The following is a 26,487-nucleotide window of genomic DNA, read 5'->3' on the forward strand; positions in this document are numbered from 1 at the left end:
GAACTCAAAATCCCAAAAGTAAATTATGAAGAAAAATATACTCTTAATAACTATTTTATATTCTCTGTTTGGTTATAGTCAAGACTCTTGTACACTAGACGAAACTAAATTAACAGGGACATTTACCACAACTTCAGTTGATGGTACAAAGATTAAAGCAAGTGATGCTGCTTCAAACCATAGATTTGGAGAGCGAGTTGCTATTGATGGCAATATTGCTGTTACCGTATCTCGAAGTAATGGTGAAGCAGCAGGGAAAGTATATGTATATACTAATGATGGTGCAGGAAATTGGTCACAACAAACTATACTAACAGCTAGTGATGGCTTTGTAGGTGATAATTTTGGATCAAGTATCGCTTTACAGGGTAATTACTTAGTTGTTGGAGCTAGTGCTCAAACCAACTCCTCTGCAGTAGACACTGGCGCGGCTTATTTATTTGAATACGACGGTTCAACTACTTGGACTGAAGTAGCTATTTTCGAACCTAGTGATGGAAGTTCTGATGATCGTTTTGGAGTGTCGGCTTCTATAGAAGGAAATATGGTGTTAATTGGTGCTAGAAATGGCTCTGTGGGAGGTTGTGCCTATTTATATGAAAATGATGGAACAGGAACATTTACATATACAGAAACCAAACTAGAACCTCAAGTACAATCTAATTATTCTGGTGCTCGTTTTGGTCATGATGTGTTAATTAAAGACGGTCGTGCTTATGTTAGTGGTCCTTATGATTATTCTTCTGTAGGGAATGCTTCAGCAGGATCAGTTCAAATATGGGATCAAGCTAATGATGGAACTTGGTCACGTACACATCGTTTACGAGGGACATTAACTAATGAAGCTTTTGGATGGAGTATTGATGTAGAGGGTGATTATTTAGCAATAGGTGCTATGAAATTTGAAACCAGTTCTACCTCTACAACTAACGAAGGAAGAGTATATGTTTATAAAGCAGACATAAATGGAGATTATTTAGACTCAAATAGAGTCATGATCCAAAATACAGATAAAGATAGTTTTGCTGATCAACGTCTTGGAACAGATGTAGCCATAGAAAATGAATTTTTATATGTGGGTACTTGGGGAGACGGAAAAACTAACGGAGATGCAGTATATATTTTTAAAGATAATGGCACCAATAATTGGTCTCAATTAACAAAATTAACATCTGGTAATGGATGGGATGAGTTCTCAAATAGAGCAGTAGCAGTTTCTTATTCATATTTACTTATTGGGCAAAATGAAGATGATTCACCGTCAAATTCAGGTGCAATTCATTTTGTTCCTTTAGCAAGTACTGTAACACCAACAGCTTCAATTACTGGGTTTACTGATGCTTTTATAGGTCAAAATAATGCAACTATAACACTTAATTTTTCTGATGAAGCTACTAGAACAGAAATTCAATTTAGCGTAGATGGCGGAGTAACCTATCCTTATACATTTAACGATGATTTAGGAACAGCTGATATCACTAATTTAGGTGTAGGTTCTTATGATTTAAAAGCTAGGTTTAATAATGGTTCTTGTGAGTTAGATTTAGGAGCAGTAACTATAATCCAAGCGACTTATACAGCTATACCAGATGCAAATTTTGAAGCTCGATTAGAAGCTTTAGGATATGACGATATTTCTGGTGATGGACAAGTACCTACTTCTTTAATTGAAGTAGTTACTGAACTACAGTTAGCCGGTCAGAATATTACAGATCTTACAGGTATAGAAGATTTTACTGCATTGGAAGAGTTAAAAGCAAACGGAAATAATATTACTATGGTTGACTTATCTAGTAACACTGCTTTAAAATTGTTTCAAATGACAAGTAGTTCTTCTCTTGGTTCTATTAACGTAAGTAATAATCCAGTATTAGAAGATCTTCAAATTCGATCTTTAGCTAGTGCTATCGATATTTCTAACCTTACTGCCTTAGATCGTTTTGCCTGTGTAGACTGTACATTTACAACTTTAGATACTAGCGGTAATCCAAATCTTCGACATTTAGATCTTGAAGATACACCAGTTACTACACTGAATCTAAGCACAAATACTAAATTAGAAGTTCTAGAACTAGAAAACACAAGTTTAGTAGCATTAGATTTATCAAAAAATACTTCATTTAAATATTTGTATGCGCAAGATATCACAACACTTACATCATTAAATATCCAAAATGGAAACAATACAAATGTTAGCGCTTTTGATATTATAGGTACACCTATACTATGTGTGATTGTTGATGATTTAGCTTATAGTACAACTAACTGGACTAATATTGATATTACTACGAGTTTTAGTGATACATACTGTGAATACACTGCTATTTCAGACGCCAATTTTGAAGCTGCATTAAATACTTTAGGTTATGATGATATTGCAAATGATGGACAAGTACCAACAACATTGATTAAAGTTGTTACCTCATTAGATGTAAGTAATCAAAATATTGCTGATTTAACAGGTATTCAGGATTTCACTGAACTTACAGATTTGAATGTAGAAACGAATGTATTAACAAGTTTAGATTTAAGTAGTAATGTTAATCTTCAGAATTTAAATTTTGACAACAATAATATTACAACTTTAAATTTAGGGTCAATCTCAAAATTAGTTAGTATTGAAGGAAGGTATAATCAATTATCAACAATTGATTTAAGTCAAAATCCTGATTTAACATTTATCAACTTAAGAGATAATTTATTTACTACCGTAAATGTAGCTAGTAATCCTCTTTTAGAAACGATTAATTTAAGAGCTTGTTCGAACTTAACAAGTATTGATATTAGTAATAATCCAAACGTAAAGAGCCTATTTTTTCAAGATACCGCTTTAACAGGATTAGATGTTTCTCAGAATCCGTTATTAGAAACAATTGTAATTGAACGTGTAAACTTCAACTCAATTGATGTTTCTAATTTATCAGCTTTAACACAGCTTAGAATTGCAGATAATAATTTTACTTCTTTAGATGTTTCAAACAATCCTGCATTAGTTCGATTAGAGTGTGAGAATAACAACCTTACCTATTTAAATCTTAAAAATGGTAATAATACCAACATGCCTAATTCTGATTTTATAGCTACAGGAAATTCTTCACTGACTTGTATTTTAGTAGATGATGCAACTTGGAGTACTACAAATTGGACAAACATTGATGGAACAGCTAGTTTTAATGATAACTATTGTCGTTATACTGCTATTCCAGACGCAACTTTTGAAGCTAGATTAGAAGCTTTAGGTTATGATGATATTTCTGGAGATGGTCAAGTTCCAACGGCTTTAATTGAAACAGTAACTTCATTAACTGTAAACGACCTTGGAATTAATGAATTAACAGGAATTGAAGATTTTACGGCATTAGTTACATTAAATGCAAGGGGTAATAATTTTACTACATTAGATATGAGTCAAAATGTTGTATTAGAACACTTATACATTAATGCTAACAGTTTATCTTCAATCGATGTGTCTAAAAATATTGTTTTAAGAAATTTAAATATTGGTTCTAATAGTATTACTTCACTAGATTTATCTAACAACCCAGATCTTAGAGATTTATGGGTGCAAGGAAATAAAGGGTTAACTTCTTTAGATTTGAGTAAGAATCTTGAATTAAGAGAATTATACACTTACAGTTCTGGTGTGTCAATGTTGGATTTAAGTATTCATACAGAACTTAGAATACTTTCTGCTTATAGAACTTCAATTACTACAATTGACCTTTCTAATAATATTGAATTAAGATCATTGCGTGTTGATGAAACGAATCTTTTATCATTAGATTTAACCAATAATACGAAACTTGAATCGTTACGTGTGAATGATACAGGTATTACTAATTTAGACTTAAGTAACAATAATGTATTAGGAGGGTTGCATGCTCATGATACTAATTTAACGTATTTAAATGTAAAAAATGGAAATAATACCAATGTAGGAAATTTTAGAATAGAAAATAATCCAAGTTTAAGCTGTGTTTTAGTAGATGATGCATCTTACAGTACTACAAACTGGACAGATAAAGAAGACACTACAAGTTTTAGTGATACCTATTGTAGATATACAGCTATTCCTGATGCAAATTTTGAAGCTGCTTTAGAATCATTAGGTTATGATGATATTTCTGGTGATGGACAAGTACCTACTGTTTTGATTAATACAGTAACTAGTTTAAATGTAAATGCTAAAAATATTGCAGATCTAACTGGTATTGAAGATTTTCTTGCCTTAGAAATATTACAATGTGTTAGCAATACATTAACCAATTTAGATCTTTCAAAAAATACAGCTTTAAAGACATTATGGACTAAGTTTACACCTGTAGCAACACTTAACATTAGCGGTTGTACACAATTAGATCAGCTAGTATGTTCATTCAATAACCTTTCAAGTTTAGACATTTCAACTAATACAGCATTAACCTATTTAGAATGTAAAAACAATAACTTAACAACCTTAAATGTTTCAACTAATATTGCATTAGAAGATATACGTTGTGGAAACAACAGTTTAACAGCACTAGATGTTACTACTAATACAGCGCTAACATCTTTCTGGTGTCAAGATAATTCTATTACAGATTTAGATCTTACTAATCAGAAAGGACTAGTTTCAATTACAGTAAACAACAACAATTTATCTAGTTTAAACGTAAAAAATGGTAATAATGCTAATGTTACTGATTTTATTGCAACTGGAAATACAAATTTAACCTGTATTAATGTTGACGATACTGCTTATAGTACAACAAATTGGTTGGGAATAGATGACACTGCTAATTTTAGTAGTACAGGTTGTCGTTACACACAAATACCTGATACTAATTTTGAAACAGAGTTAGAAGCTTTAGGTTATGACGATGTTTCTGGTGACGGACAAGTACCAACAGGGTTAATTGAAGTGGTAACAAGTTTAGCACTTCCAAATAAGGGGATCAATGATTTAACAGGAATCGAAGATTTTATAGCTTTAACATCTCTAAACTGTAGATTGAATAACTTAACGGCTATAAATGTAACTCAAAACACTCTTTTAAAAACATTAACTGCTGATAGTAACTCTATCAATTCAATTGATCTGTCTAAAAATACAGCTTTAGAAATTTTAAACTTAGCGGGGAGTAACTTAACCGCATTAGATCTTACTAACAACACTTCGCTACGTAAATTATTAGTAAATGGTAATGGTGGATTAACAAGTTTAAATATTAGTCAGAATACAAAACTGGTCGAATTTAAGGGGTATTCTACGAATATTACTTCTTTTGATTTCAGCGTTCATCCTGATTTAGAAACAGTAGAATGCTACGGTACACAAATTAGTACTATTGATTTCTCTAATAATTCTGAGTTACGAGTGCTACGTGTTGATAATACAAATATTACCGAATTGGATTTAAGTAATAATCCAAAGATTGAAACATTGCGTGTAAATGATACAGATATAACATCTTTAGATTTAAGTAAGCAAACAGTTTTGAAAAATTTATATGCACATGATGCCAATTTAAGTTACTTAAATGTGAAAAACGGAAACAACACAAATGTTACCACGTTTAGGGCAGAAGATAATCCTAACTTAACTTGTGTTATTGTTGATGATGCTACATATAGCACAACAAATTGGACTGATATTGATGATACTGTAGGTTTTACTGATAATTATTGTCGTTATACAGCTATTCCAGATGCTAATTTTGAAGCTGCTTTAGAAAGCTTGGGTTATGACGATATTTCAAATGATGGACAGGTTCCAACAATATTAATTGAAGAAATTACAACGTTAAATGTAACTAATTTATCGATCACAGATTTTACAGGAATTGAAGATTTTGTAGGACTTACTTCTTTAGATGTTGGAAATAATAGTGCTATAAGTATAGATCTTACTAATTTAACTTTATTAGAGTATTTAAGATTAGATGCTATGTCGTTAACATCAATAGATCTTTCTAAAAATACAGCATTAGTTGATCTACGTCTTTCATATAATACAGGGATATCGACTCTTGATTTATCCAATAATACATTGCTAGAAACAGCACATATTGGTAACAATAGTCTAACAACTATCGACCTTAGTAAGAACGTTTTGTTATATGAATTAAGAATGTCAGGAAATGATTTAACTACTCTTGATTTATCAAGCAATACTGCATTAAAAGAATTAAACTTATCAGGTAACAAACTAACCTATTTAAACCTTAAGAGTGCCAATAACACTACTATTGAGAATATTCATCTTAGAGGCAATTTACTAAGTTGTGTTCTAGTTGATGATGCTTCATATAGTAGTACTTGGTGGTTTGATAAAGACAACGGAACAAGTTATAGTGATACAAATTGTGGAGATATTCAACTAGCATTAAAGGTGTATTTACAAGGAGCATATATAAATCCGAATTCAGGAGAAGATAGTTTAATGCGTGACGACTTAAGAGTTGTCGGGGGAACTTTTGGGAAAACTTCTCCTTATTCGGATGATGCTACCATTTCAGACGCCATTCAATTAGGTGATGCAGGGGCTGATTCTATGGTAGATTGGGTGTGGGTTGAATTGAGAGATGCCGATAATCCAAGTACAATTATAGCTGGTAAATCAGGAGTCTTACAACGTGATGGAGAAATTGTAGAGCCAACTGATGATCGTGTTACTCCGCTGTTATTTGATGTAACATCAGATGATTACTACATTGTAATAAAGCATAGAAATCATTTAAGTGTAATGACCTCATCAACTGTAAGTTTATCAACAACCACAATTAATGTAGATTTAACTACAGATAGTACTACTGTTTCAGGAGAAACAAATGCTTTAGCAGATATGGGATCTGGAATATATGCAATGATCTCTGGTGATTTTGATGAAAATGGTCAAATTCAAAATATTGATACAAATGCCATTATCCAATTACTGGGAGTGTCTGGGTATAATAAAGCTGATTTAGATATGAACGGTCAGGTACAAAATGCTGATATCAATAATTTATTAAATCCAAATGTTGGTAAAGGAGAGCAGTTTTAATATTAAAAATAGTGCTTAAAGTTCTTTTGTCACCTCGAGCGCAGTCGAGAGGTTATTTTTGGTAGCTTAATTACTAGAAATTATTACTTGGATCGCTTTCATCATAGAAGTACATTATTAAAAATTCAAATACATTTTTATAAATCAATTGTAATTACAAGAGGTAATATTATTTTCTAATAGTTATTATCTCTTGTTAAAAAAAATCAAAGTCAATACAGCAATTAGGTTTTACTAAACGAAAAATTAATTTTCTGTAAAATGAATTAGTAGTAAACTATATTCTAAACACAAATTTCACAACATTTTTATAAGTCAAAAAGTATAGGGGTGCATAAAAAACACCTCTAAATAACCAGTAAAATAAGGGGTTTTGATTTTTGCACCCTTTTTTGCACCCTATGATTTCTTTTTTAAATCTTTAAAATGAAATAGTATTGCACTGTTGTTTTACCGGAGTGTTTAAAACTTTAAAAAAGAGAAAATATTCATGAGTTTATAAAATCTGATGAGCAACAATTTTAAAAACATAAACAAGAGAAAAGTTAAAAAAAGGACCACAATTTTTCTCTGAACATAAAAATAAGAACATAAATAAAATACCCTACACATGAAACTTAAAAAAGATGTAAAAAATAATTTTAGCTCGAATGATGTGAAGAGATTGAGTGCATTTTTATGCTTATTTCTTTTTTCTTTAATCGCGTATTCACAAACTCCACAAGGATTCAATTACCAATCGGTAGTAAGAAATGCTGCGGGAGAAGTATTGTCAAGCACCAATGTAGGTGTACAATTTAAACTACATGAAGCAACAACAGACGGAACAGTGGTTTATACTGAAACTCATACAGCAACTACCAATGCATATGGGGTTTTTAATTTAATAGTAGGTCAAGGGACTACAGCAGATGCTTTTTTAACGATAGATTGGTCATCTAATAATCATTTTTTAGAAGTAAGTATCGATACTGCGGGTGGAACAACTTATGTAAGTATGGGAACAACACAGTTACTAAGTGTTCCTTATGCATTACAAGCAAAATATGTAGAAAATGGAGATGATCTTGGAAATCATACACTAACAGAAAATTTGAAAATTGGAGGTAACTGGATCTCTAATGACGGAGATGATGAAGGTTTGTTAATAGGAGATGCAGGAAGAGTAACCACTTCCAATAAATTATTTCTTGGAAGTAATATTAATTTAGATGCACACTGGATTAATGGTGATGGAACCGATAATAAAGGTATTCAATTTGATACGAATGGAAATACTAACTTAGGTGGAAATTTAAAACTAAGTGATAATTGGATTTCTAATGATGGAGATGACGAAGGTATAAAGATATTAGATAATGGTACTATTGAGCTTACAGGTAATATTAAATTAGGTGATAATTGGCTTAATAACGATGGTGGTAGCGAAGGATTACAATTTGATACTGATGGTAATGTAACTTCATCAGGAAAAGTGACTTTAGGAGGTAACTTACAAACCAACTCAAATTGGATTTCAAATGATGGAGATAATGAAGGTATTGCAATTCTAGCTAATGGAAACGTAGGAATTGGAGAATCGAATCCACAAACCAGTTTAGATGTCGCAGATACTGCGGTTATTGGTAATATTGCTGTAGGTACTCAAAGTTCTGATCAAAGCGCTTCAAATCAAAAAGATCAAGGTTTTACTACGACCAATTGGTTATATACTTCAACTATTGAATCTGTTGGAGAACGTGATAATTCTTCAACATTAATAACTGTTGGTGCAGGTAGTACATTTGGTAAAAATGACGAAATTCATTTTGTTACAAACGGAAAAGATCAAGTAAATATCAAAGATGGATTGTTAAATGTTTCGGGAGATGTAAAAACAACTGGAAATTTTGAATTTGATGGTGTTTTGACAACTACCTCTACAGAAAATCAAATCTTTGGATCATACGATGATACAAGTAACCTTTCAAACTTAAGTAATAGAAATGTAATTATAGGTCATCAAGCAGCAGAAGGTGCACAATCAGGAAGAAGTAATGTTGTAATAGGTTATTTTGCTGGATATAACTTACAAGGAGATTCTAATGTTCTTATAGGAACTGCTGCAGGAGCAGCTGGCGGAGGATTCTCTAATCAACTACATATTAGAGATCTTGTTTACGGAGAATTTGATAATGATTTATTACAGGTAAAAGGAGAATTAAAAGTTGATGAAAATATTGCGACTGACGGAAATGTAATTATTGATGAAGATGGTGATGATCTTAGAGCAGCTGGCGCAGCTAATAATGTAGAAATGATATCGCTAATTATAAGTGCAGATGGTTCTATTAATTCAAATGTTACAGGTTCAAGTGGTATTACAACTTCTTTAAGTGATGAAACATATACCATCAATTACAATAATCATTTTTCAGATATACCAGCAGTAACAATTACTTGTCTTTCAACTACAGCAAGAACTAGAATAGGTCAAATCATAACGCTTGGTCAAGGAAAAGTAACCTATAAGGTTAAAAGTGAAAATAATAATTCCGAAACAGATGCTATGACGATTGTAAACATCGTTGGTAAAAGATAATACTAATGTTATGAAAAAAAATATATTCATTTTAGCATTACTTCTTTCTACCTCTTTGTCTTCTCAAACCATAGAAAGAACTGTAATTGGATCTAGTGGTACTACTTTGAGTAATGCAAGTGCAAGTTTAGATTTTACAGTTGGGGAATTAGTAGTAGCAACAAGTTCAAATGGAACCACAATATTAAATCAAGGATTTCATCAGGAGGAAATTATACTTAAAATAAAATTGTCACCAGTAGCTTTTTTACAAGGTCCTTTAACAACATCAGGAACAACTGTAATGGATGATAGTTTAAGAAGTAATAGTTTGTTACCTACTACGAGTCCGTATGCGGATGCAATTATTTGCGATGCTGCTGTTTTTGATGTAACAGGTAATAACGCAATTATTGATTGGGTCTGGATCACTTTAAGAGATAAAAATGACAGAACAATAATTCTAGCAAGTCAGTCTGCATTATTACAAGCCGACGGTGATGTTGTGAATGTTGATGGAGTATCTGAATTAAAACTAGCGTCAGCTGCCGATAGTTATTATGTAGCTATTAATCACAGAAATCATTTAGGAGTAATGAGTGCAAGTGCAATATCTCTTAATACTACCACAACAGCCACAGTAAATCTTAGTGATGCAACAACTTCAGTATTTGGAGGAACAAATTCAGTTATTGATATGGGTAATGGAATATGGGCAATGATTTCTGGTGATTTTGATGAAAATGGTCAAATTCAAAATACAGATACCAATGCTGTGATTCAATTGTTAGGAGTTTCAACATATAATAAAGCTGATTTGAATATGAATGGGCAGGTTCAAAATTCTGATATCAATAATCTTTTGCAACCGAATATCGGTAAAGGAGAACAGTTTTAAACAATACAATTCAATGATTATATAAATTATAAAACTACTAACTACTACAAACATGGAATTTAACTGTGCTAATTTTCATGTTACTTCTGAGCATTGGGCAATATCTCTCTTAGCCCAATGCCATTCAGAATACATAAAAAAGGATGTTGATGTAAATGGTCAAAATCTAACAAACAAACATAATAAATATTCAAAATACCAATCATTGGTAAAGGAGAACAACTTTAATCCCAAACGCTTATGAGGCTAATTAAAAACAGAAGATTTACAGTTAGAAAAGTGACTAGAAAGTTTGCTTATCTACCTATAATGTACAGAGGAAGCTTATTCTGGTTATCAAAGGTTAAAATAGAGAAAGCATTCAATGGAATGTCAATGAGAGTAATCAGTATTCAAAGGGCATAAAAGCTTAAACAAACAATTAAGTCCGTTCCCCTGGTAAAATTATATCCATATATAGTTTGCGTAGGGAACCCGGGGTGAAACGGACCATTTCAAAAAATAATTTTTAGATGATGAGAAATTTACTATTCATATTTTTAGCTGTTTTTTCAACTCAGTTATTTTCACAAAACATTAGTTTTTCATTTGCAAATGCAAGAAATACTAACGACGGAACGAATGATTATTATGAAGCAGATATTTACATTGCTTCTGATACAGATTTCATAGTAGGATCAGGACAAATTTATTTCAATTACAATACAGAGGCATTTGGAGAAAATGTACATACCAATACCAATTTTGAAATGCTAAGACCTACTGGTTCAATTTTAGAAACAAGAATTTTAGGTGCAATTGATGCTTATCAATCATTTATAGTAAATGACAATACAACTTCAAGAGTTTCTACTTCGTTTCAACAATTGGCGAGTAGCGGAACTATGGGAATGCCAGTAGTAAATAGTACGCCACAGCATTTATATAGTATTAAAATTAAATATGCAGATGTAAGTAAAGATCCTAATGTTTCTTTTGAAACAGGGGGAGTGTTTTTAGATCAATTTTATACGGCTTGCGGACCAACAGCAGATACTACTTTTGCTTCTGCAAATTGTACTTCTAATCCAGGAACGCAAATAACAGGTGATAGTTATGATTCAGCAGGAGCTGCGCTTCCTATAGATGTAAACTGGACGGGTGCTTCTAGTGCTTTTTGGGGAATAACGTCAAATTGGAGTGATACAGTCATTCCAGATGCAACCAGAAATGTGACAGTTCCTGATGTAGCTAATGATCCAATTTTAAATTCTGGAAATTATGTAACGAATGATTTAATTATTAACTCAGGTGCAGATTTAACTATAGATAATAATGGACGTTTAAATGTTAATGGAAATTTATCCAATGATGGAGCTATTATTTTAAATGCTGATGCAAGTAATAGCAGTGTTTTTATAGTAGAAGGATCGGCAACAGGACAAGTTACTTTTCAGCAAGATGGTTTAGTAGCTAATGAGTGGACGGTTATTACTGCACCAGTGAGCGGACAAAGCATTAAAGAATTTGCAGAAAACGCAGCAAATGATATTCGTAAGAATACATCAGTAACCCCAAATAGATATGCAATTGCTTATTATGATGATAGCAATGCTGATGGAGCTAAATGGGTGTATTATACTGCAGATGATTTATCATCAAGCGCATTAACATTTGAATTAGGAAAAGGATACGCAATATCTAGAGCAACAAACGGAGGAGTTTCTTTTACAGGAACTATTAATACAGGAGATGTTACAGAATCTGTAGCAGAAAGTAAGTGGAATGCTGTAGGAAATCCTTATACAGCTTATCTTCCTATTAATGATATTTCAGGAGAAAATTTTATAGCTGCTAACAGCAGTAAATTCGACCCTTCTTTTATGGCTGTTTACACTTGGGATGCTACTCAAAATAAATATGCAGCAATATCATTATTAGATGCAGAAAGTAAAATAGCACCAGGACAAGGATTTTTTATTAGAACAAATTCAGGTGTTACAGATGTAACTTTTAATGCGAATCAAAGAGGGCTTCCTGTATCAACAGGATCGTCAACAAGAGGAGATAATGATAATGAAGATTTTTCAATTGAACTTTTAGCACAGTCAGGTGAAAATATGGTAGCTACTAAAATTATGTATTCAAATTCTGGGACTAAAGGATTAGATGCCGGGTATGATATCGGGAATTTTAGCGGAGCTAGTTTTGATGTTTTTTCAAAGTTAGTTGAAGGTAATTCAGAAGAGAATTATACAATTCAATCTTTACCAGCTGATGGCTATCAAGAAGTAGTAATACCAATTGGAGTGGTAGCTCAAAAAGATGAAGAGATTATATTCTCTGTAAACACCAATAAATTGCCAACAGATGCTACTATTTATTTAGAGGATAAACAAACAAACACGTTTAATGAAATTACCCAAGGTAGTTTTGCAGTTACCCTTAATGAAACATTAAAAGGTACAGGTAGATTTTATTTACACGCTTCAGGAAAAACATTAAGTTCAGATGATACAGTTATTAATAATGAAAGTATTTCAATTTTTAAATCAGCTAAAAACCAAATAACTATTACAGGAGTAGATACAAATGCAACAATAAAAGTATACTCAATATTAGGTAAAGAAGTTTCAAATACTCAAATAGTGTCTGGAACAACAGCGACAGTCAGTTTAGAGAATTTGTCAGTTGGAATTTACATAGTTAAACTTCAAACTGAACATTCAGAAATCAGTAAAAAAATTGTTTTAGAGTAGTTTTTATATAACAAAAAGAATCATGAAGAATAATAAACAACAAGATAATATTTCACGTAAAGAAGCTTTACAAAAAATAGGAAATTACGGAAAGTACACAGCATTAACAGCATTAGGTACGTATTTAATACTAAACCCTAAACAAGCTCAAGCAGCTTCGCCAGAAGCTCCAGGGGATGGATTTTAATTATTTTTTAAAAAAAAGGCTCTCAGTTTACTGAGAGCCTTTTCTGGCATTCGGGGGGCGTGTTTCCTTTACTTTCCAGAACTAGTAAAGAAAAAATATTATTAATGTTTTAATTTTTTAAATCGTGTAATGTAAGTACAGGAACGCTTGCGTTATAACCCAGCTCCTTAACCATTGGTTTGGTAAAAACAGAATCAAAAAAAGCATGCTTAGAATTAATAAAAGTGATCATTCCGCTTTCTCTACTTTGAATGAATAATTGCAAACCTTCATTAATATTTTTTGTTTTTAAATAATGAAAAGAGTATTCAATACCATCAAAACATTCTTCTAACAATAGTTTTTTATCTTTTTGTTCTTCAGATAACTCACTTTCTGCACCAACGTGTAAAACTCTTACAGGTGCATTGGTTATTTTCGATATTTCTAATAAGTAGCTTAATTCACGTTGTTTGTATGAAGTTTTAAAACTTGTAGGGAATACAATTTCGTTTGGTTTTTTAAAAACAACATCATTAGGAACAACCAGTACTGGGCAGTTTCTTACTTTTTCCATCATTTCCACGGTGTTACTACCTACAACACTATCAAGATCATTGGTCTTACCTTTGCTGCTAACAATAACTATTTCTATGTCTTTGTCATCAATAAAGTTTTTTACAGCTTCTAAAGGAGAGTTGTAAGCATTTACAGTAAAATATTCATGCTTCTCATATGGTCCATTAGCTTTTATTTGTGCTAACATTTTTTCTAGTCCCTCATAAGAAATTTCTTTTGCATTTTCATAAGCAGTGTCTCCAGGAGTAGGAACAATAAAATTAGATAAAAGGCTATCTGTTTGAAACGCGTTTAATATGTAAAAATCTACTTTTTCATATTTATATAATTCGCTGGCATAATTAATTGCTGACCAAGAATTTTTAGAGAAGTCTGTTGGTATTAATATCTTTTTTTTCATGGTGAATCTGCTTTTTAGTTAGGTCAAAAATAGATTGCTTTATCATTTTAAAAAATGACCATTATCAGTTTTTGAAAAAAGGTAGTAGAAAACAAGAAGTTTTTAATACGCCGATTTATTATCATATTTTTGATGAAGCAAGTTGATGTAAATAGTTATGAAACTAAAAAAAGGAACTGTTATTTGGCTTTTTGGTTTGTCAGGAGCCGGAAAAACTACTTTGGCAGAAGCTCTTAATGAAAAGTTAGTACAGGAAGGTTTTTTAACCAAAAGGTTAGATGGAGATGTACTTCGAAAAGGTTTAAATTCAGATTTAGGCTTTGAAGAAAGTGATAGAAAAGAAAATATTAGAAGAGTAGCAGAGGTTGCTAAGTTATTTTCAGAAATGGGAGTTATAACGATCTGTTCATTTATTACCCCCAAAGAAACATTAAGAAGTTTAGTAAAAGATATTATTGGAAGCGATAAAGTAATTGATGTTTTTGTTGATTGTTCTCTTGAAGAATGTATTAAACGAGATGTAAAAGGATTGTATAAAAAAGCCCTGAATAAAGAAATTTTAAATTTTACAGGAATTGATGCTGTTTTTGAAACTCCAGTACATCATAGCTTAACTGTGAATACAGAGAATCAAACAATTGAAAAAAGTGTATTATCAATTGAGCTATTTTTGAATGGAACTACAGTTTTAGAAACAAAGTAATTATTTAAAGAACAAAGCACATTGCTCGTGCGTAGTTAAGTTGTTTTTATTCGTAATGTTCAATAACATATCTCCAAAAGCATTAATTTCTAGTACATATACTTGTTTTTTAGGAGTTAAAAGTACATCTACACCCGCATAAAATAATTTAGGATAGCAACTCATAGCTTGTTCAGCAATTGTTTTAATCTTATGAATCGTATCAGTAGTTAAATTTAAGGAGTCTAAGTTTAATTTTTCATTCCCTAAATGCAAATTAGTTATAGTGTGTTTGCTACCTCTAGGTACTATAAATTCTGCTTTTCCATTGATAACAACTACTCTAAAATCAATATTTAAGTTTTGATGTTTAAATTTTGGCAACCATAATTCTATGTGCAAGGAATTGAAAGGTATTTTATTCCAGATATTATTGATGCTTTTTTCGGTATGATAACGTTTCAGTTTTAAACTATTGAATAAATGATGCTCTTTTAAATCAATGGTAGTATGTAACTGAATGTTTTTTTCGTCTTTGTATCTAAAAGCCATGACTCCAGAAGCAGACGATCCAGCTTTAGGTTTTAAAAATACCTGATGTATTTGTTGTTGTTGCATTATTTGTTTCAAATGCGAGTAAGAATTACAAGTCAAATGTGGAGGTACAGCTACACCATTTGTATGTAAATGTTTGGTAGTTTTAGATTTATCAAATACAGCTAAAATATCTAAAGGATCGTTAATAAATGTAATTTGATACTGTTTTTCTAAGTGTTTAATAGAAGTAAGTAAAACTTCCCATCCCTTTAGCCATAAATTAAAATCAGCAATCTGTCCGAAAAGAAAAGTTTTATTTAAAACAATGTTTCTTTCGGTTTCATTACTACAAGCTAATAATAGAATTTGTTGATAGGTTTCAAAATCTTCCCCTGCAGATTCTAAGCGAATACAGTATTTTGTGTGTTTAGAAAGAGAAAAGTTATGGTTGATAATATCAATATAACTAATAGAAATCAGCTCTTTTTGTAGAGCTGATTTCCAAAATTGAATTCGCCTTGAATTTTTAGGCGCTATTATAATGTGTTGTTCCAAATACGTTACAAATTATTCACCAACCTCAACATAATACCACTCGTCTTCAATAGCATCCTCATAATAATCTGAGTATTCAAAACTACCTTTGCTACCAAATCGCTTGCGAAGTGAATCGGTTTGCTCTTCAGTCATATAATGAAAATCACAATTTAATCGATCTAGTTGATCTAATTTTTCATTTCTTAATAATGATTCACCACCTTCTTTTTTCAAAACTCCCATTGAAATATCTAGTACCTTAATTCGGTCTAAAATTTCATGATTTTCAAGTGCTAGCACAATATCATCTTGAATTTCAGAATTCATAAGACCTAAATGTTGTAAGCTAGGGAAAGGCTTGTCTGCAAGTAATTTTTGAACAGTTTCTTTAGTTACAGTTGCACCATAATCAGAAGTTCCAAACCAAATTTCTAAATATTCTAAACTAGTTAATGAGTTTTTAGAATTAGCGATATTTTGAATTAATTCATCATCTAAACCTCCAGATTGAATCGTTAATAGTTTTAAGTTAGGTAAATCAAAATTTCCCATTGTTAAACCATTTCCTCCTTTAATTCTTAGCGTTTCTATATGGCTATAAGCTTTAAGAAAATCTTCAAAATCTGATTGTTGAATCCAAGATATTTCATTCTCTTCAGATTCAATATCACCTATGTAAAAGTGTTTCACATTAGAAAAACGGTCTTTATGCTCTACTAAAAAATCTAAAATATGTTTACTGCTTTTATCATATCCTTCTTCCCACATACCAATAATGATTTCTTCAACCTCATCACTATTTTCTTGTTTGATAAAACTGTTTAAAAGCTCTAAAATTTCAGGATCATCTTCATATTCATAAGAGATGAATTTATAAGCATATTCAGGATTCACCTTGTCGTTTAAAGAGTAGGTTTTAACAGGTCTAGAAGGAGCGCTAACAGCTTTGTAACCCTTTTTTTCTTTGGAAGCAATTAGTTTGTTCGCATCTTTTAATGCAGCTTCTTCAGAGTCAAAAGTTTTTGTTTTTTGTGTGCCTTGTGTTCCTATTTTACCATAGGTTACGGTGTGGTTATTACCGTCGACTGAAATTTCCCAAAATTTTTGAGAACTACCATCTTTAAATTCTAAATGTTTTTTCATAGTTTATGACTTTATAATTCGAGTTAATAATTCGTTTCCGTAGATTTCTTTTAAGTTAAGCTGATCCAGATTCATGTATCCAATATAACAGCCACAAGTGTTATTTGGGCATTGCGTTTTTTGAGTTAAATCGCTTAAATTATGTGTGTAAATATTACCTAGTTTACGTTTCACAAAATGGCAAGGATATACATCTCCTTCTCCAGTAATTGAAAAACTAGTATACCCAGCTTGACAAGGTTTGTTTAATGAATTATGACGTGTATTATTAATTTTAAAATACGGATCTATTTGTGATAACCAAGCTTGTTCGTTTTCACTATAATAATTTTCTTCTCTTTTGTATGCGTTAATCCAAAGATACCTATCGTTAAGAGAGGTTTTTAATTTTTCAATCGCTTCATAATGCGATTTCATTCCTACAACTCCCACACTAAATTGTATGTTTTGCTCAATTAAATACTGACATTTATTGATGAACTTTTCAAAGTCAACCTCATCAGGATGATACGTAACCCAAAGTCTAAAAGTATCAGGATTAACCTCTTTTATCCATTGTAGTTTACAAGATAAATTCGTTTGAATAGAGATAAGTTTTACTTGTTGCATATGGCTCAAATTGATCATTGCTTTTTGATAATAAGGCCTTATCAATCCTTCTCCCCAAGGAGTTAATAAAATCCTTAAGTTTTCAGTTCTTTCTTCAGCCCAATTTACAAAATTGTGTAAACATTCTTTGTCGTACGCTAATTCTTCACGCGTATTTTTCTTTTTGGCAAACGGACAATAATGACAATCGTAATTACAACTATCTAAGCTCCCTCTGTAAAGTATGTTCCAATTTACTTCCATTCAAAATCGCTCATTAATTGTTTGCTGTTTTCTGAATATAATGCCGGACCAATCACATCTTCGTAGCACATACCTTCTTGGTTTAAAGAGAAAACATTAGTCGTTATTTCTGTAAGCCAATTTCTTTCTTGAAGTTCGTTTAATATATGAAATTCTTCAAACGGACTTTTATCAAAGGTTTCCTCATAAAGAGCTATATTTAGCGTACCACCATCGGTTAAAGATTTTATTAAAAAACGACGCTTCTGTTCTTCAATATTTAAACGCACACCGTAATTAACACTTTTAAAGTGTTTGGTGCTCATGTATTCATTAATAATGGTTTTTATTTCTTTACGTTTTACAGCATAATCAGTACTGTAATGAAGATTTTTAGTGTATGAGCGTGCACCAGCACCAATACCAATCATATTGTCAGTAATTGCAGAGTAACCTGTGTTTGGGCGACAGTCAATAGCTTCTTTTCTTCTAAAACAACGCATGCTAGTTTGAATGTATCCATTGTTTAACAGAAAATCTCTTCCTGTAATATAAAGTTCAAATTGATGTTGGCTTTCTTTTTGATTTTTAACTCCAAGTCCTGTTAGTTTTCTTATATATAAAGGATATAAAAAAATCTCAGTAGGTTGGTAATGAATTGTTTTTTCTAAAGAGTATAAAAATGATTCTTTAGTTTGATTATGGGTTCCGTATATCAAATCTAAATTAAATTCTTCAACACCAGCTTGCGCTATGTTTTCAACTGCTTTTAATGTGGTTTCTATTTTTTGCGGTCTCCCTAATGCATCCATTTCATCTTGAATCCAAGACTGAATTCCCATACTCAATCTAGCTATTTTGTACGATTTAATGAGAGCTATTTTTTCTGAACTCAACGTTTTGGGTGATGCTTCAATAGACCCAAAAAATTGTTTAGGGTTTACGCCAAAATCAACAATACTCTTAAACAACAACTCAAGTTCATCAACAGTTAAAAAAGTAGGAGTACCACCACCAATTGCAAAGTTCTTTACATGTAAATTAGGAATTACTTCAGAAATTTGTGCCATTTGTAACTGTAGCGTTTCAATGTATTTAGACACTCTTTCTTTCGGATTTGAAACGGTAAAAAGGTTACAAAAACCACAACGCATTTCGCAAAACGGAATGTGTGTGTAAAAGAATGCTGAGTTTTCTTCTTTCCAAATATCTTTTAATTGAATAGGAGAGAAGGTTCTGTAAGTAGATTTATGTGGATACGAATACGTGTATCCTTGATATGGTTTTGTGATGTCTAAAGTATCGGAAACTAACATTTGCTAAGGTATTCTAAATAAGGTACAGTCATTACAGTTTCATGTGCATTTCTATGCCCCCAATGGTCATGCTCACCATAGGCAGTTCCATGATCGCTGCAAACGATAATCAATTTATTAGTGTTACGTGTTTTTAAACGCTCTTGTAATATTGATAACTGACTATCTACATATTGCAATGCAGCAGCATGGGTTTCAATATCATCGTTTTGCTTTCCTTCTAAATAAAAATGAGTGGGTTGGTGTGTAGCAGATATATTAATAAATAAACACAAAGGATTAACATCATTTAAATATTTTTCAGCTGTTTTAAATTGAAAAAAAGTAGAATCTTTTTCGGTAACACCAAGTTGTTCGTTCCATTCACTATGTTGAAACATTCCTGGTAACACATTTCCTATGGCATTTTTCTTATTAAAAAAACCAACACCTCCAATACAAACTGTTGTATAACCTTTGTTAGCAAGTGCTTCTATAAAGTTAGATTCTTTAAAAACAAAGGTGTTTTTATTGGTAGATTCACTGCCTTCAAAACTACTCGCAAAAAGGCGAGGCGTAATTTGTTGACCAATTTTGGTAGGTAAAAAACCTGAAAAAAAGGCAAGGTGTGCAGGATAGGTAAAACTAGCGGGAGTATATCTTTTTTCCCAGCCAGCGTTTGGTAACCACTTAGAAAAATTAGGTAGTTTACCTTCATTAAATAATTGCTGACTAACATCGTAACGCAATGAGTCTAATGTAATAAAGATAATATCGTAGTTAGGTATTATAGTATTAAGGTTGATATTTGCAAGCATAGCTACAGGCAATTTTTGTTTTCCCGAAGATACGGTATTAAATCGTTTAACGAAAAAATACAATCATCAATAATTGAAGTTCGGTGGTGTGATAACCATATGCTTTTCCAACCTAATTTTTTGGGTGCTAAATAATCCTGTTTGTAATGATCTCCAATAAAAATGAATTCATTTGGAGAACAATTCATTTCTTCTTGTATGTGTTTGTAAAATTCAGGATTAGGTTTTTTGTATCCTACAGCTTCAGATATGAATACACGATCTGCATATTGTAAAAGGTCAGCTTTTTTTAGCTTGTTCATTTGATTTGTAGTCCCTCCGTTGGAACCAATTACTATACGATAGCTTTTTTTTAGTGTTGCTAGTATTTCTAAAATATTTTGATTTTTACTAATGAAGTTGTGTAATTCATTAGCACATTTTTTTATTAAAAAGTCAGATGTAAAGGCAAGCTCATATTTTATGATTAACCAGTTGTAAAAATGACGGCGAGATGTATATCCCCAATTATCATAATATAAAATCAAGTCTTTGTCAATAGTGTTCAACTTTGGTAATACGTTGTTTTCTAACCATAACCAATAGGCTTTATTTCTATTGATAAGTGTGTTATCTAAGTCAAAAACTAAAATCATATGATAAATGTATTAATGAATTCATTAGTGCAATTTTTTTACTACAGTTTCAAGTTGTTTTGTGAATAATATCGTTTTAATTTTTTTCTAAATATAATTGAAAAAGAGGGTAAAAATGAAAAAGCATTTACTCTCTTTAATACTTAACTTTTATATTTGTTGTATAATGGAATAAGCACAATTGTGTTTAGGACTATGTTGCCCACAATTATGACAAAATTCCGTAACATCAATGAACTGAATAGTTAACTAACTGAAAAGCATAGTTCACTCGATCTGAATTTTTAAATTGGATAAGTAGAATTAGTTTCGTGCAAACGAATGAAACAATGAGAAAATTATTATTCATAATATTTATTTTACCACTATCTATTTTTAGTCAAGATAGCTATTTAGCAAACCTTCCAATTAGTGGAGCAATTTCTGAAATTGGTGTATCACCTTCAGAAAAAATATGGCTTGCTACGAAAGCAGGTAACACCTACTATACAGATAAAATTGGCGAATTATGGAGTTTTGGTCCGTTTGGAACAAAAGACCCTTTATCAATGGGGGGTAGAGGAACTTTTGAGCGTGTAAACTTCTTTACAGAAAAAATAATAATGATTTCTGGTTACATACATGGAGAAAATTCTAATACAGATTTTGTCTACAGGTCGGAAGATGGTGGATTAAATTGGGATAAAATAAAGTTTGGTAAAAGTAGTTGGATTGATGCTGCTTACATTAACGATAATGGAAAAGCTTGGATGAGTGGAAATTCTCAACTCATTTATTATAGTCAAGATTATGGTAAGACTTGGGAAAGCTTTGGAAAAGCAGGAAATGAAAATGCATTAAGATTCAATACAATTCATTTTGCCAAAAACGAAAAAACAGGATTGTTCGGTTCTTTTTGGAATATCATTTACAAGACCACTGACAATTGTGAATCTTGGGAGAGATTACCTACACCATTAGACCAAAAGAAATATAAAAGGCTTTCTAAAGAACATAGACCTGACATAAGAAAAACAAGAATTTTTGGCGATTATTATATTATCAATCAACAAGGGAACATCTTCTATACAAAAAGCAATACTATTAACTGGATAGAATTACCAAATATATCAGACTTTGAAACCGCATCTGATGAATTTATTTATTTAATTGACAAGGATTTGAAAATTGATTTAAGAGATTCAGAATTCCTTTCTATATGGAAATCGGATAAAAAATTGAGTAGCACACCTTCTGCTATAAACACAAAAAACAAAAGTCTTTTCGTTTTTACTTACGAAGAAATTTATAAAATCAACAAGAATGATTTTATAGTCTCAAAACTTATGACAAATGAAGTGCCAATCAGAGAACCTTATTTAAAAGTTAATTATGGAGGAGAAGAAATTGGATTCGATGGAACTTCTGTTTTAAGATTTGATAAAAATAGAACGGAATGGTATCGATATATGGAATTACCTATTAACGTTTCAAACGCTGTTATTTTCGATAACCAAATTGTAATTGCGGACAATTATTTAGAAAAAAGGTTTATTATAAATATTGATGAGCAAAAAATTTCTGAATACGAACTTCCAAAATCACTATTTAATCTATCGTTAAATAATATAGAAAAGTTCTCTATCGAAATAGGAAGTCAAGGTTGTTTTCATAACGACAGGCAATTTAGAGAGTATAGATTAAAAAACAATTCATTTAAACTCTATAAAAAAGATAAACGATTTCTATCCAAAATGGGTAAAGAAATAAATCCTCAATTATTAAATGATATAGTTGTCGAAATTGATAATTCTCGTTTTAAAAAACTAACTGCAAACGATTTAGGAGTTTCAAAAAAAGATTTGGATAACTTCAAAGATTTCATTGATAAAGAAGAACAGAAAATAAAGAAAAAAGGTTACGACCGTTTTGACAACGACAATTATTACACTTTTCCAGGTGAGAGCACAGATTTTAATTTTTACAAAAATGTAGCTGACAGATTTGATTCAATTCCAGATGCTGTCATTAACCAAGTATTTAATACTGGATATGGAAATTGGAGTACTACAATTGTTTGGAGAAAAATTACAATTGATTTTAAAAATGGAGAAGTCTTGACTATTGAAAATTCAGACGATAAACCAAATTATTTATATACACCTTGGATTATAAACTTTAATGGATTAATTATAAAAAGTAACTCTTTAAAATTAGGTAAATTGATTAATGACCTAACTAACGAAGATTTATTTTCTGATGTTTCAAAAGAAAAAAATTACGCTATCTATAAGGTCGCTGATTTTCTCTACAAACAGTCATTGAACAAAAAATAACTGTGGGCAAAAACGTGTATTAAACATAGCTAATAATTACTTAACTGAAAGGTTTTGTATATTTAGAAAGTCCGCCAAATCTTTTAATTAGGCTTTTAAAAAAGAGAAAAGTTAAAAACAGAATATAAAAAATTCGGCCCTGTGTTAATCCGAAACGTTAGTTTCTTTTTTGCTCACTACGTTTCATAAACAAGACCGTTGTAACTATTTAGAAGAAAATTAATGAAGAAACCTAAAATGATATCCAAAATTAGTATCAAAGATGATATAAATGAAGATTCTGGTTTTGGAGAAGTTCTAATAGGAATGAATATCTATTACTTTAAACAGATTTTTAATGAAAGTAAACAGTATAATTCTAAGAACAAAAAAGACTGGAACTTGTATACTTCTGAAGGATTATTACATTTTGTACACCTAGATTATAAAAATTACTTTAGGTTAGATTTTAATACTGTTATTGGTAAACTTAGTAGTGTAACTTATAAGTTGGGATATAAAGGGAAATTATGGAGTAAGGTAAAACCTGGAATCAAATTAAAAAAGCTACTAAAATATTCTCCTTATGAAGAATATGAAATTTATGATGGTATTCTAGTCTTTAAGGAACAAACAAATATCTTATTCAATATCGAAAGTGATTTTTATGGCGATGATAATCCTGAGTATAATGAGATAAAAAATAAAGTAATAATTGAAATAACGATAAGGAATCGAGAACTAGGTTATTATAATAATCAATATGGAGACATTCCTGAATTATGGGCAAAAAGTAAACCTAACGAAATAGGATTAAAAAACTAGCTACAACACGATTTGTACAATATGTTTAATGAATTTTTTTACTACAGTTTCAAGTTGTTTTGTGAATAATACTGTTTTAATTTTTTTCTAAATATAATTGAAAAAGAGGGTAAAAATGAAAAAGCATTTACTCTCTTTAATACTTAACTTTTATATTTGTTGTATAATGGAATAAACACAATTGTGTTTAGCATTACATTACCTGTAATATGAAAAACGCAATACTAATACTGACTTTATTTTTTTCAATCGTTAGTTATGCTTGCGACTGTGATGGAATTTTAACAATTGAAAAAGCATTCAAACAGTCCGAAAAAGTATTTACTGGAAAAATAATTAGTGTAGAACCTTATAATTCTACAGTGTATGAAAATGGAGATGAAACGATTGAGGAATATTCTAATGTTAAAGTGAAGATTGAATTAACTAATTCGTTTAAAGGAGATTCAAAAAATATGGTTGAAATCATAACAGGAATTGGTGGTGGAGATTGTGGATATGACTTTATTGTTGGAGAAGAATATCTGATTTTCGCATATGACAACGGAATTTATACAGATAAGAATGACGGAATTATGGAAACAACTATTTGTGATGGAAATGGAAAAGTATCTAACAGAAAAAAATGGATGAACTATTTAAAAAAACTGAAATAAATACTACAGGTAACACGGGTGTATAAAACATAGCTAATAACTGCTAAACCTGAAGATTTGTGTATGTTTAGTAAGACCGTCAAATTTTTAAATTTGGCTTTTAGAGTAGAAAAATTAAAAACAGAATATAAAAATTCGGCTCTGTGTTAATCCGAAACGTTAGTTTCTTTTTACACGCTACGTTTCATATACAAGTCCGTTAGCTACAATTAAAAAATAAAACTTTGAACAAAGAACAAAAAACAAATACTTGGAAATTACTTTTTATTATCTCTCCTGCCATATTATTTGGAAACATTGCTGAAATATTAGATGATAAGAATATAGCTTTTACCGTTGGTTTAACAATTATTGGAGTTTCATTAGGATTTTTAGCTCATTATTTAACTAAGAAAAAAACTTTGTCTATTAAAATTATAGCACTAAGTATTTTAATAATAATTCCTTTAAGTATTATTGTTTTTAATGTGGAAAATGAATTAGAAAAAAAATGGTCAAATCAGATTATAAATACAATTGAATTTTCGTCACCAACTGTGTTAAAATTAATCAATTCTGACATTCCTGAAAACCTTAAAGAATACTATAATAAACTTGAAATATACAACGACGGAAAAAAAGACAAATCAATCATTCTTTATACTATAGAGCTTAAAGATGAAAACATTGACTTAAAAAACTATTTCGAACAATACTTGGAGACTTTTAAAGTAAAAATCCCAAATATTAAAACTGTAGATATAATTGAACAGATAGAATCTGAAAATGATATTCTGACTAAATTTAAATTTAGCACAAAAAATGAGACATTGAATGGTTACTCACGTTTTATTAAAAAAGACAGAAATTTAAATATGTTTTGGTTAGTTCCTTTTTCTAAAAGTTACACGGAAAAATACATTGAAAAGTTTAATAAAAATATTTTGACACAAAAACTGTAGCTAAGAATGGCTGTAATTAATACGGGGTTTAGTGTTTAATCCAAAGTTTAGTATATTTTATATAGTCCGCCAAATCTTTTGATTTGGCTTTTAAAATGAAAAATTAAAACAAAATATAAAAATTCGGCTCTGTGTTAATCCGAAACGTTAGTTTCTTTTTTGCTCACTACATTTCATACACAAGACCGTTAGCTTTAATAAAGAAAATAAAAATGGCAAATAGAAGTTATTTATACGCAATTGATTTTGACAGAACAAAAGGTGAAAGAAAAGAAAACGAAAAAATACTCGGATTATCGGAATACCCTTATTCTATTCCACTTTCATATAAAATACTAGTAAGTCAAGACTCAAAAATATCAAATTCAATAAATTGGGATTATGAATACCCAATTGCTATTCAAGGAGATTTTGAAAAAGGAAAACAAAGATTGTTTGATTTTCTAAATAAACTTCAAAGTGAGAACTTATTTGATAAGAAAGAATTAGAGAAGCAAATAGACGAAACCAAAGACTTTTTGAATAATCATCAACTTCAAAATATAATTTTAGAGTGTGGGGAAATTTATGAAATGAATGATGAGGAGTTAGAAGATCAAAATAAAGAACTTTTCGAGAAAGATATATTGAATATTGAAAGTCAAATGAACGAATATTTAAATGGTTTTAGAAGTATGAACAAAACCATTGAAACCCTTAACAATGAAATCTCTGGTTTATCTAAATCAAAAGGATTTTTGTCAAGAATATTTTCTTCGGATAATTCGGAAAAAGTTCAGGAATTAGAGAAGAAGATTAAAAATATAGAACAAGAAAAGTGGAATATGCTTGGAGTGAATTATTGGTCTGATATTCTATATTATCACTTTGAAAATGAATAGTATCAGCTACAACAATGTATAACCGTAATTTCGTGTTGCATTCGGAT

19 protein-coding genes are annotated in these 26,487 nt (G+C 30.7%); 12 read left to right on the top strand and 7 right to left on the bottom strand.

The window, feature by feature from the left end; genetic code table 11:
- Positions 1-25 precede the first annotated feature (25 nt).
- From EYW44_RS04155 to EYW44_RS22095, 6 genes are all read left to right on the top strand, one after another.
- A complete protein-coding gene (locus EYW44_RS04155) occupies positions 26-7,024 on the top strand; it encodes a hypothetical protein (protein ID WP_132722412.1) in 6,999 nt (2,332 codons plus the stop codon).
- Between the two features lie 610 nt (positions 7,025-7,634).
- Positions 7,635-9,605 carry a hypothetical protein gene (locus EYW44_RS04160; protein WP_132722413.1) on the top strand — a complete coding sequence of 657 codons (1,971 nt, stop codon included), beginning with the start codon at positions 7,635-7,637 and terminating at the stop codon, positions 9,603-9,605.
- Between the two features lie 10 nt (positions 9,606-9,615).
- Positions 9,616-10,482 carry a hemagglutinin protein gene (locus EYW44_RS04165; RefSeq protein ID WP_132722414.1) on the top strand — a complete coding sequence of 289 codons (867 nt, stop codon included), beginning with the start codon at positions 9,616-9,618 and terminating at the stop codon, positions 10,480-10,482.
- Between the two features lie 240 nt (positions 10,483-10,722).
- Positions 10,723-10,887, top strand: a complete 165-nt coding sequence (locus tag EYW44_RS22090) for a hypothetical protein (protein ID WP_165872153.1) — start codon at positions 10,723-10,725, stop codon at positions 10,885-10,887.
- Positions 10,888-10,997: 110 nt separating this feature from the next.
- Positions 10,998-13,220 (top strand): T9SS type A sorting domain-containing protein, encoded by a 2,223-nt coding sequence (locus EYW44_RS04175; protein ID WP_165872154.1) that lies wholly within the window; start codon positions 10,998-11,000, stop codon positions 13,218-13,220.
- Positions 13,221-13,242: 22 nt separating this feature from the next.
- Positions 13,243-13,407 carry a hypothetical protein gene (locus EYW44_RS22095; protein ID WP_165872155.1) on the top strand — a complete coding sequence of 55 codons (165 nt, stop codon included), beginning with the start codon at positions 13,243-13,245 and terminating at the stop codon, positions 13,405-13,407.
- A gap of 109 nt (positions 13,408-13,516) precedes the next feature.
- Here the strand turns inward: EYW44_RS22095 and EYW44_RS04180 are convergent, their stop codons facing one another.
- Positions 13,517-14,365, bottom strand: coding sequence for a universal stress protein (locus EYW44_RS04180; protein ID WP_132722417.1), 849 nt, complete (start codon positions 14,363-14,365; stop codon positions 13,517-13,519).
- A 157-nt stretch (positions 14,366-14,522) separates the two neighbouring features.
- On the opposite strand from EYW44_RS04180, the gene cysC reads away from it, so the two are divergent.
- Positions 14,523-15,068: an adenylyl-sulfate kinase gene (gene cysC, locus EYW44_RS04185; RefSeq protein ID WP_132722418.1), complete on the top strand. Its 546-nt coding sequence runs from the start codon at positions 14,523-14,525 to the stop codon at positions 15,066-15,068.
- Here the strand turns inward: cysC and EYW44_RS04190 are convergent, their stop codons facing one another.
- Genes EYW44_RS04190 through EYW44_RS04215 form a run of 6 tightly spaced genes read right to left on the bottom strand, consistent with a single transcriptional unit; the run spans position 15,069 to position 20,843 of the window.
- Positions 15,069-16,139 (bottom strand): STM4014 family protein, encoded by a 1,071-nt coding sequence (locus EYW44_RS04190; protein WP_132722419.1) that lies wholly within the window; start codon positions 16,137-16,139, stop codon positions 15,069-15,071.
- Positions 16,140-16,151: 12 nt separating this feature from the next.
- A complete protein-coding gene (locus EYW44_RS04195) occupies positions 16,152-17,264 on the bottom strand; it encodes a WGR domain-containing protein (protein WP_132722420.1) in 1,113 nt (370 codons plus the stop codon).
- A gap of 3 nt (positions 17,265-17,267) precedes the next feature.
- Positions 17,268-18,116, bottom strand: a complete 849-nt coding sequence (locus EYW44_RS04200; protein ID WP_132722421.1) for an STM4011 family radical SAM protein — start codon at positions 18,114-18,116, stop codon at positions 17,268-17,270.
- Positions 18,107-19,411, bottom strand: coding sequence for an STM4012 family radical SAM protein (locus EYW44_RS04205; protein ID WP_132722422.1), 1,305 nt, complete (start codon positions 19,409-19,411; stop codon positions 18,107-18,109). Before EYW44_RS04205 ends, EYW44_RS04200 begins: the two co-directional genes overlap by 10 nt.
- Positions 19,405-20,208 carry an STM4013/SEN3800 family hydrolase gene (locus EYW44_RS04210; RefSeq protein ID WP_132722423.1) on the bottom strand — a complete coding sequence of 268 codons (804 nt, stop codon included), beginning with the start codon at positions 20,206-20,208 and terminating at the stop codon, positions 19,405-19,407. Before EYW44_RS04210 ends, EYW44_RS04205 begins: the two co-directional genes overlap by 7 nt.
- Before the next feature lie 2 nt (positions 20,209-20,210).
- The gene (locus EYW44_RS04215) at positions 20,211-20,843 is read right to left on the bottom strand and encodes an HAD family hydrolase (RefSeq protein WP_132722424.1); all 633 of its coding nucleotides are present in this window, start codon (positions 20,841-20,843) and stop codon (positions 20,211-20,213) included.
- Positions 20,844-21,172: 329 nt separating this feature from the next.
- Here EYW44_RS04215 and EYW44_RS04220 point away from each other — a divergent pair, with 329 nt between their 5' ends.
- The 5 genes from EYW44_RS04220 to EYW44_RS04240 all read left to right on the top strand — a co-directional run bounded on the left by EYW44_RS04220 (position 21,173) and on the right by EYW44_RS04240 (position 26,440).
- A complete protein-coding gene (locus EYW44_RS04220; protein WP_132722425.1) occupies positions 21,173-23,158 on the top strand; it encodes a WD40/YVTN/BNR-like repeat-containing protein in 1,986 nt (661 codons plus the stop codon).
- Positions 23,159-23,380: 222 nt separating this feature from the next.
- Positions 23,381-23,962 (top strand): hypothetical protein, encoded by a 582-nt coding sequence (locus EYW44_RS04225; protein ID WP_132722426.1) that lies wholly within the window; start codon positions 23,381-23,383, stop codon positions 23,960-23,962.
- Positions 23,963-24,171: 209 nt separating this feature from the next.
- Positions 24,172-24,618, top strand: a complete 447-nt coding sequence (locus EYW44_RS04230) for a hypothetical protein (protein WP_132722427.1) — start codon at positions 24,172-24,174, stop codon at positions 24,616-24,618.
- Positions 24,619-24,842: 224 nt separating this feature from the next.
- On the top strand, positions 24,843-25,559 hold the full coding sequence (locus EYW44_RS04235) for a hypothetical protein (RefSeq protein WP_132722428.1): 717 nt from the start codon (positions 24,843-24,845) through the stop codon (positions 25,557-25,559).
- Between the two features lie 212 nt (positions 25,560-25,771).
- Positions 25,772-26,440, top strand: coding sequence for a DUF7822 domain-containing protein (locus EYW44_RS04240; protein ID WP_132722429.1), 669 nt, complete (start codon positions 25,772-25,774; stop codon positions 26,438-26,440).
- Positions 26,441-26,487: the final 47 nt, after the last annotated feature.

It is taken from the genome of Tenacibaculum sp. M341 (assembly GCF_004337695.1).
Taxonomy (GTDB): domain Bacteria; phylum Bacteroidota; class Bacteroidia; order Flavobacteriales; family Flavobacteriaceae; genus Polaribacter.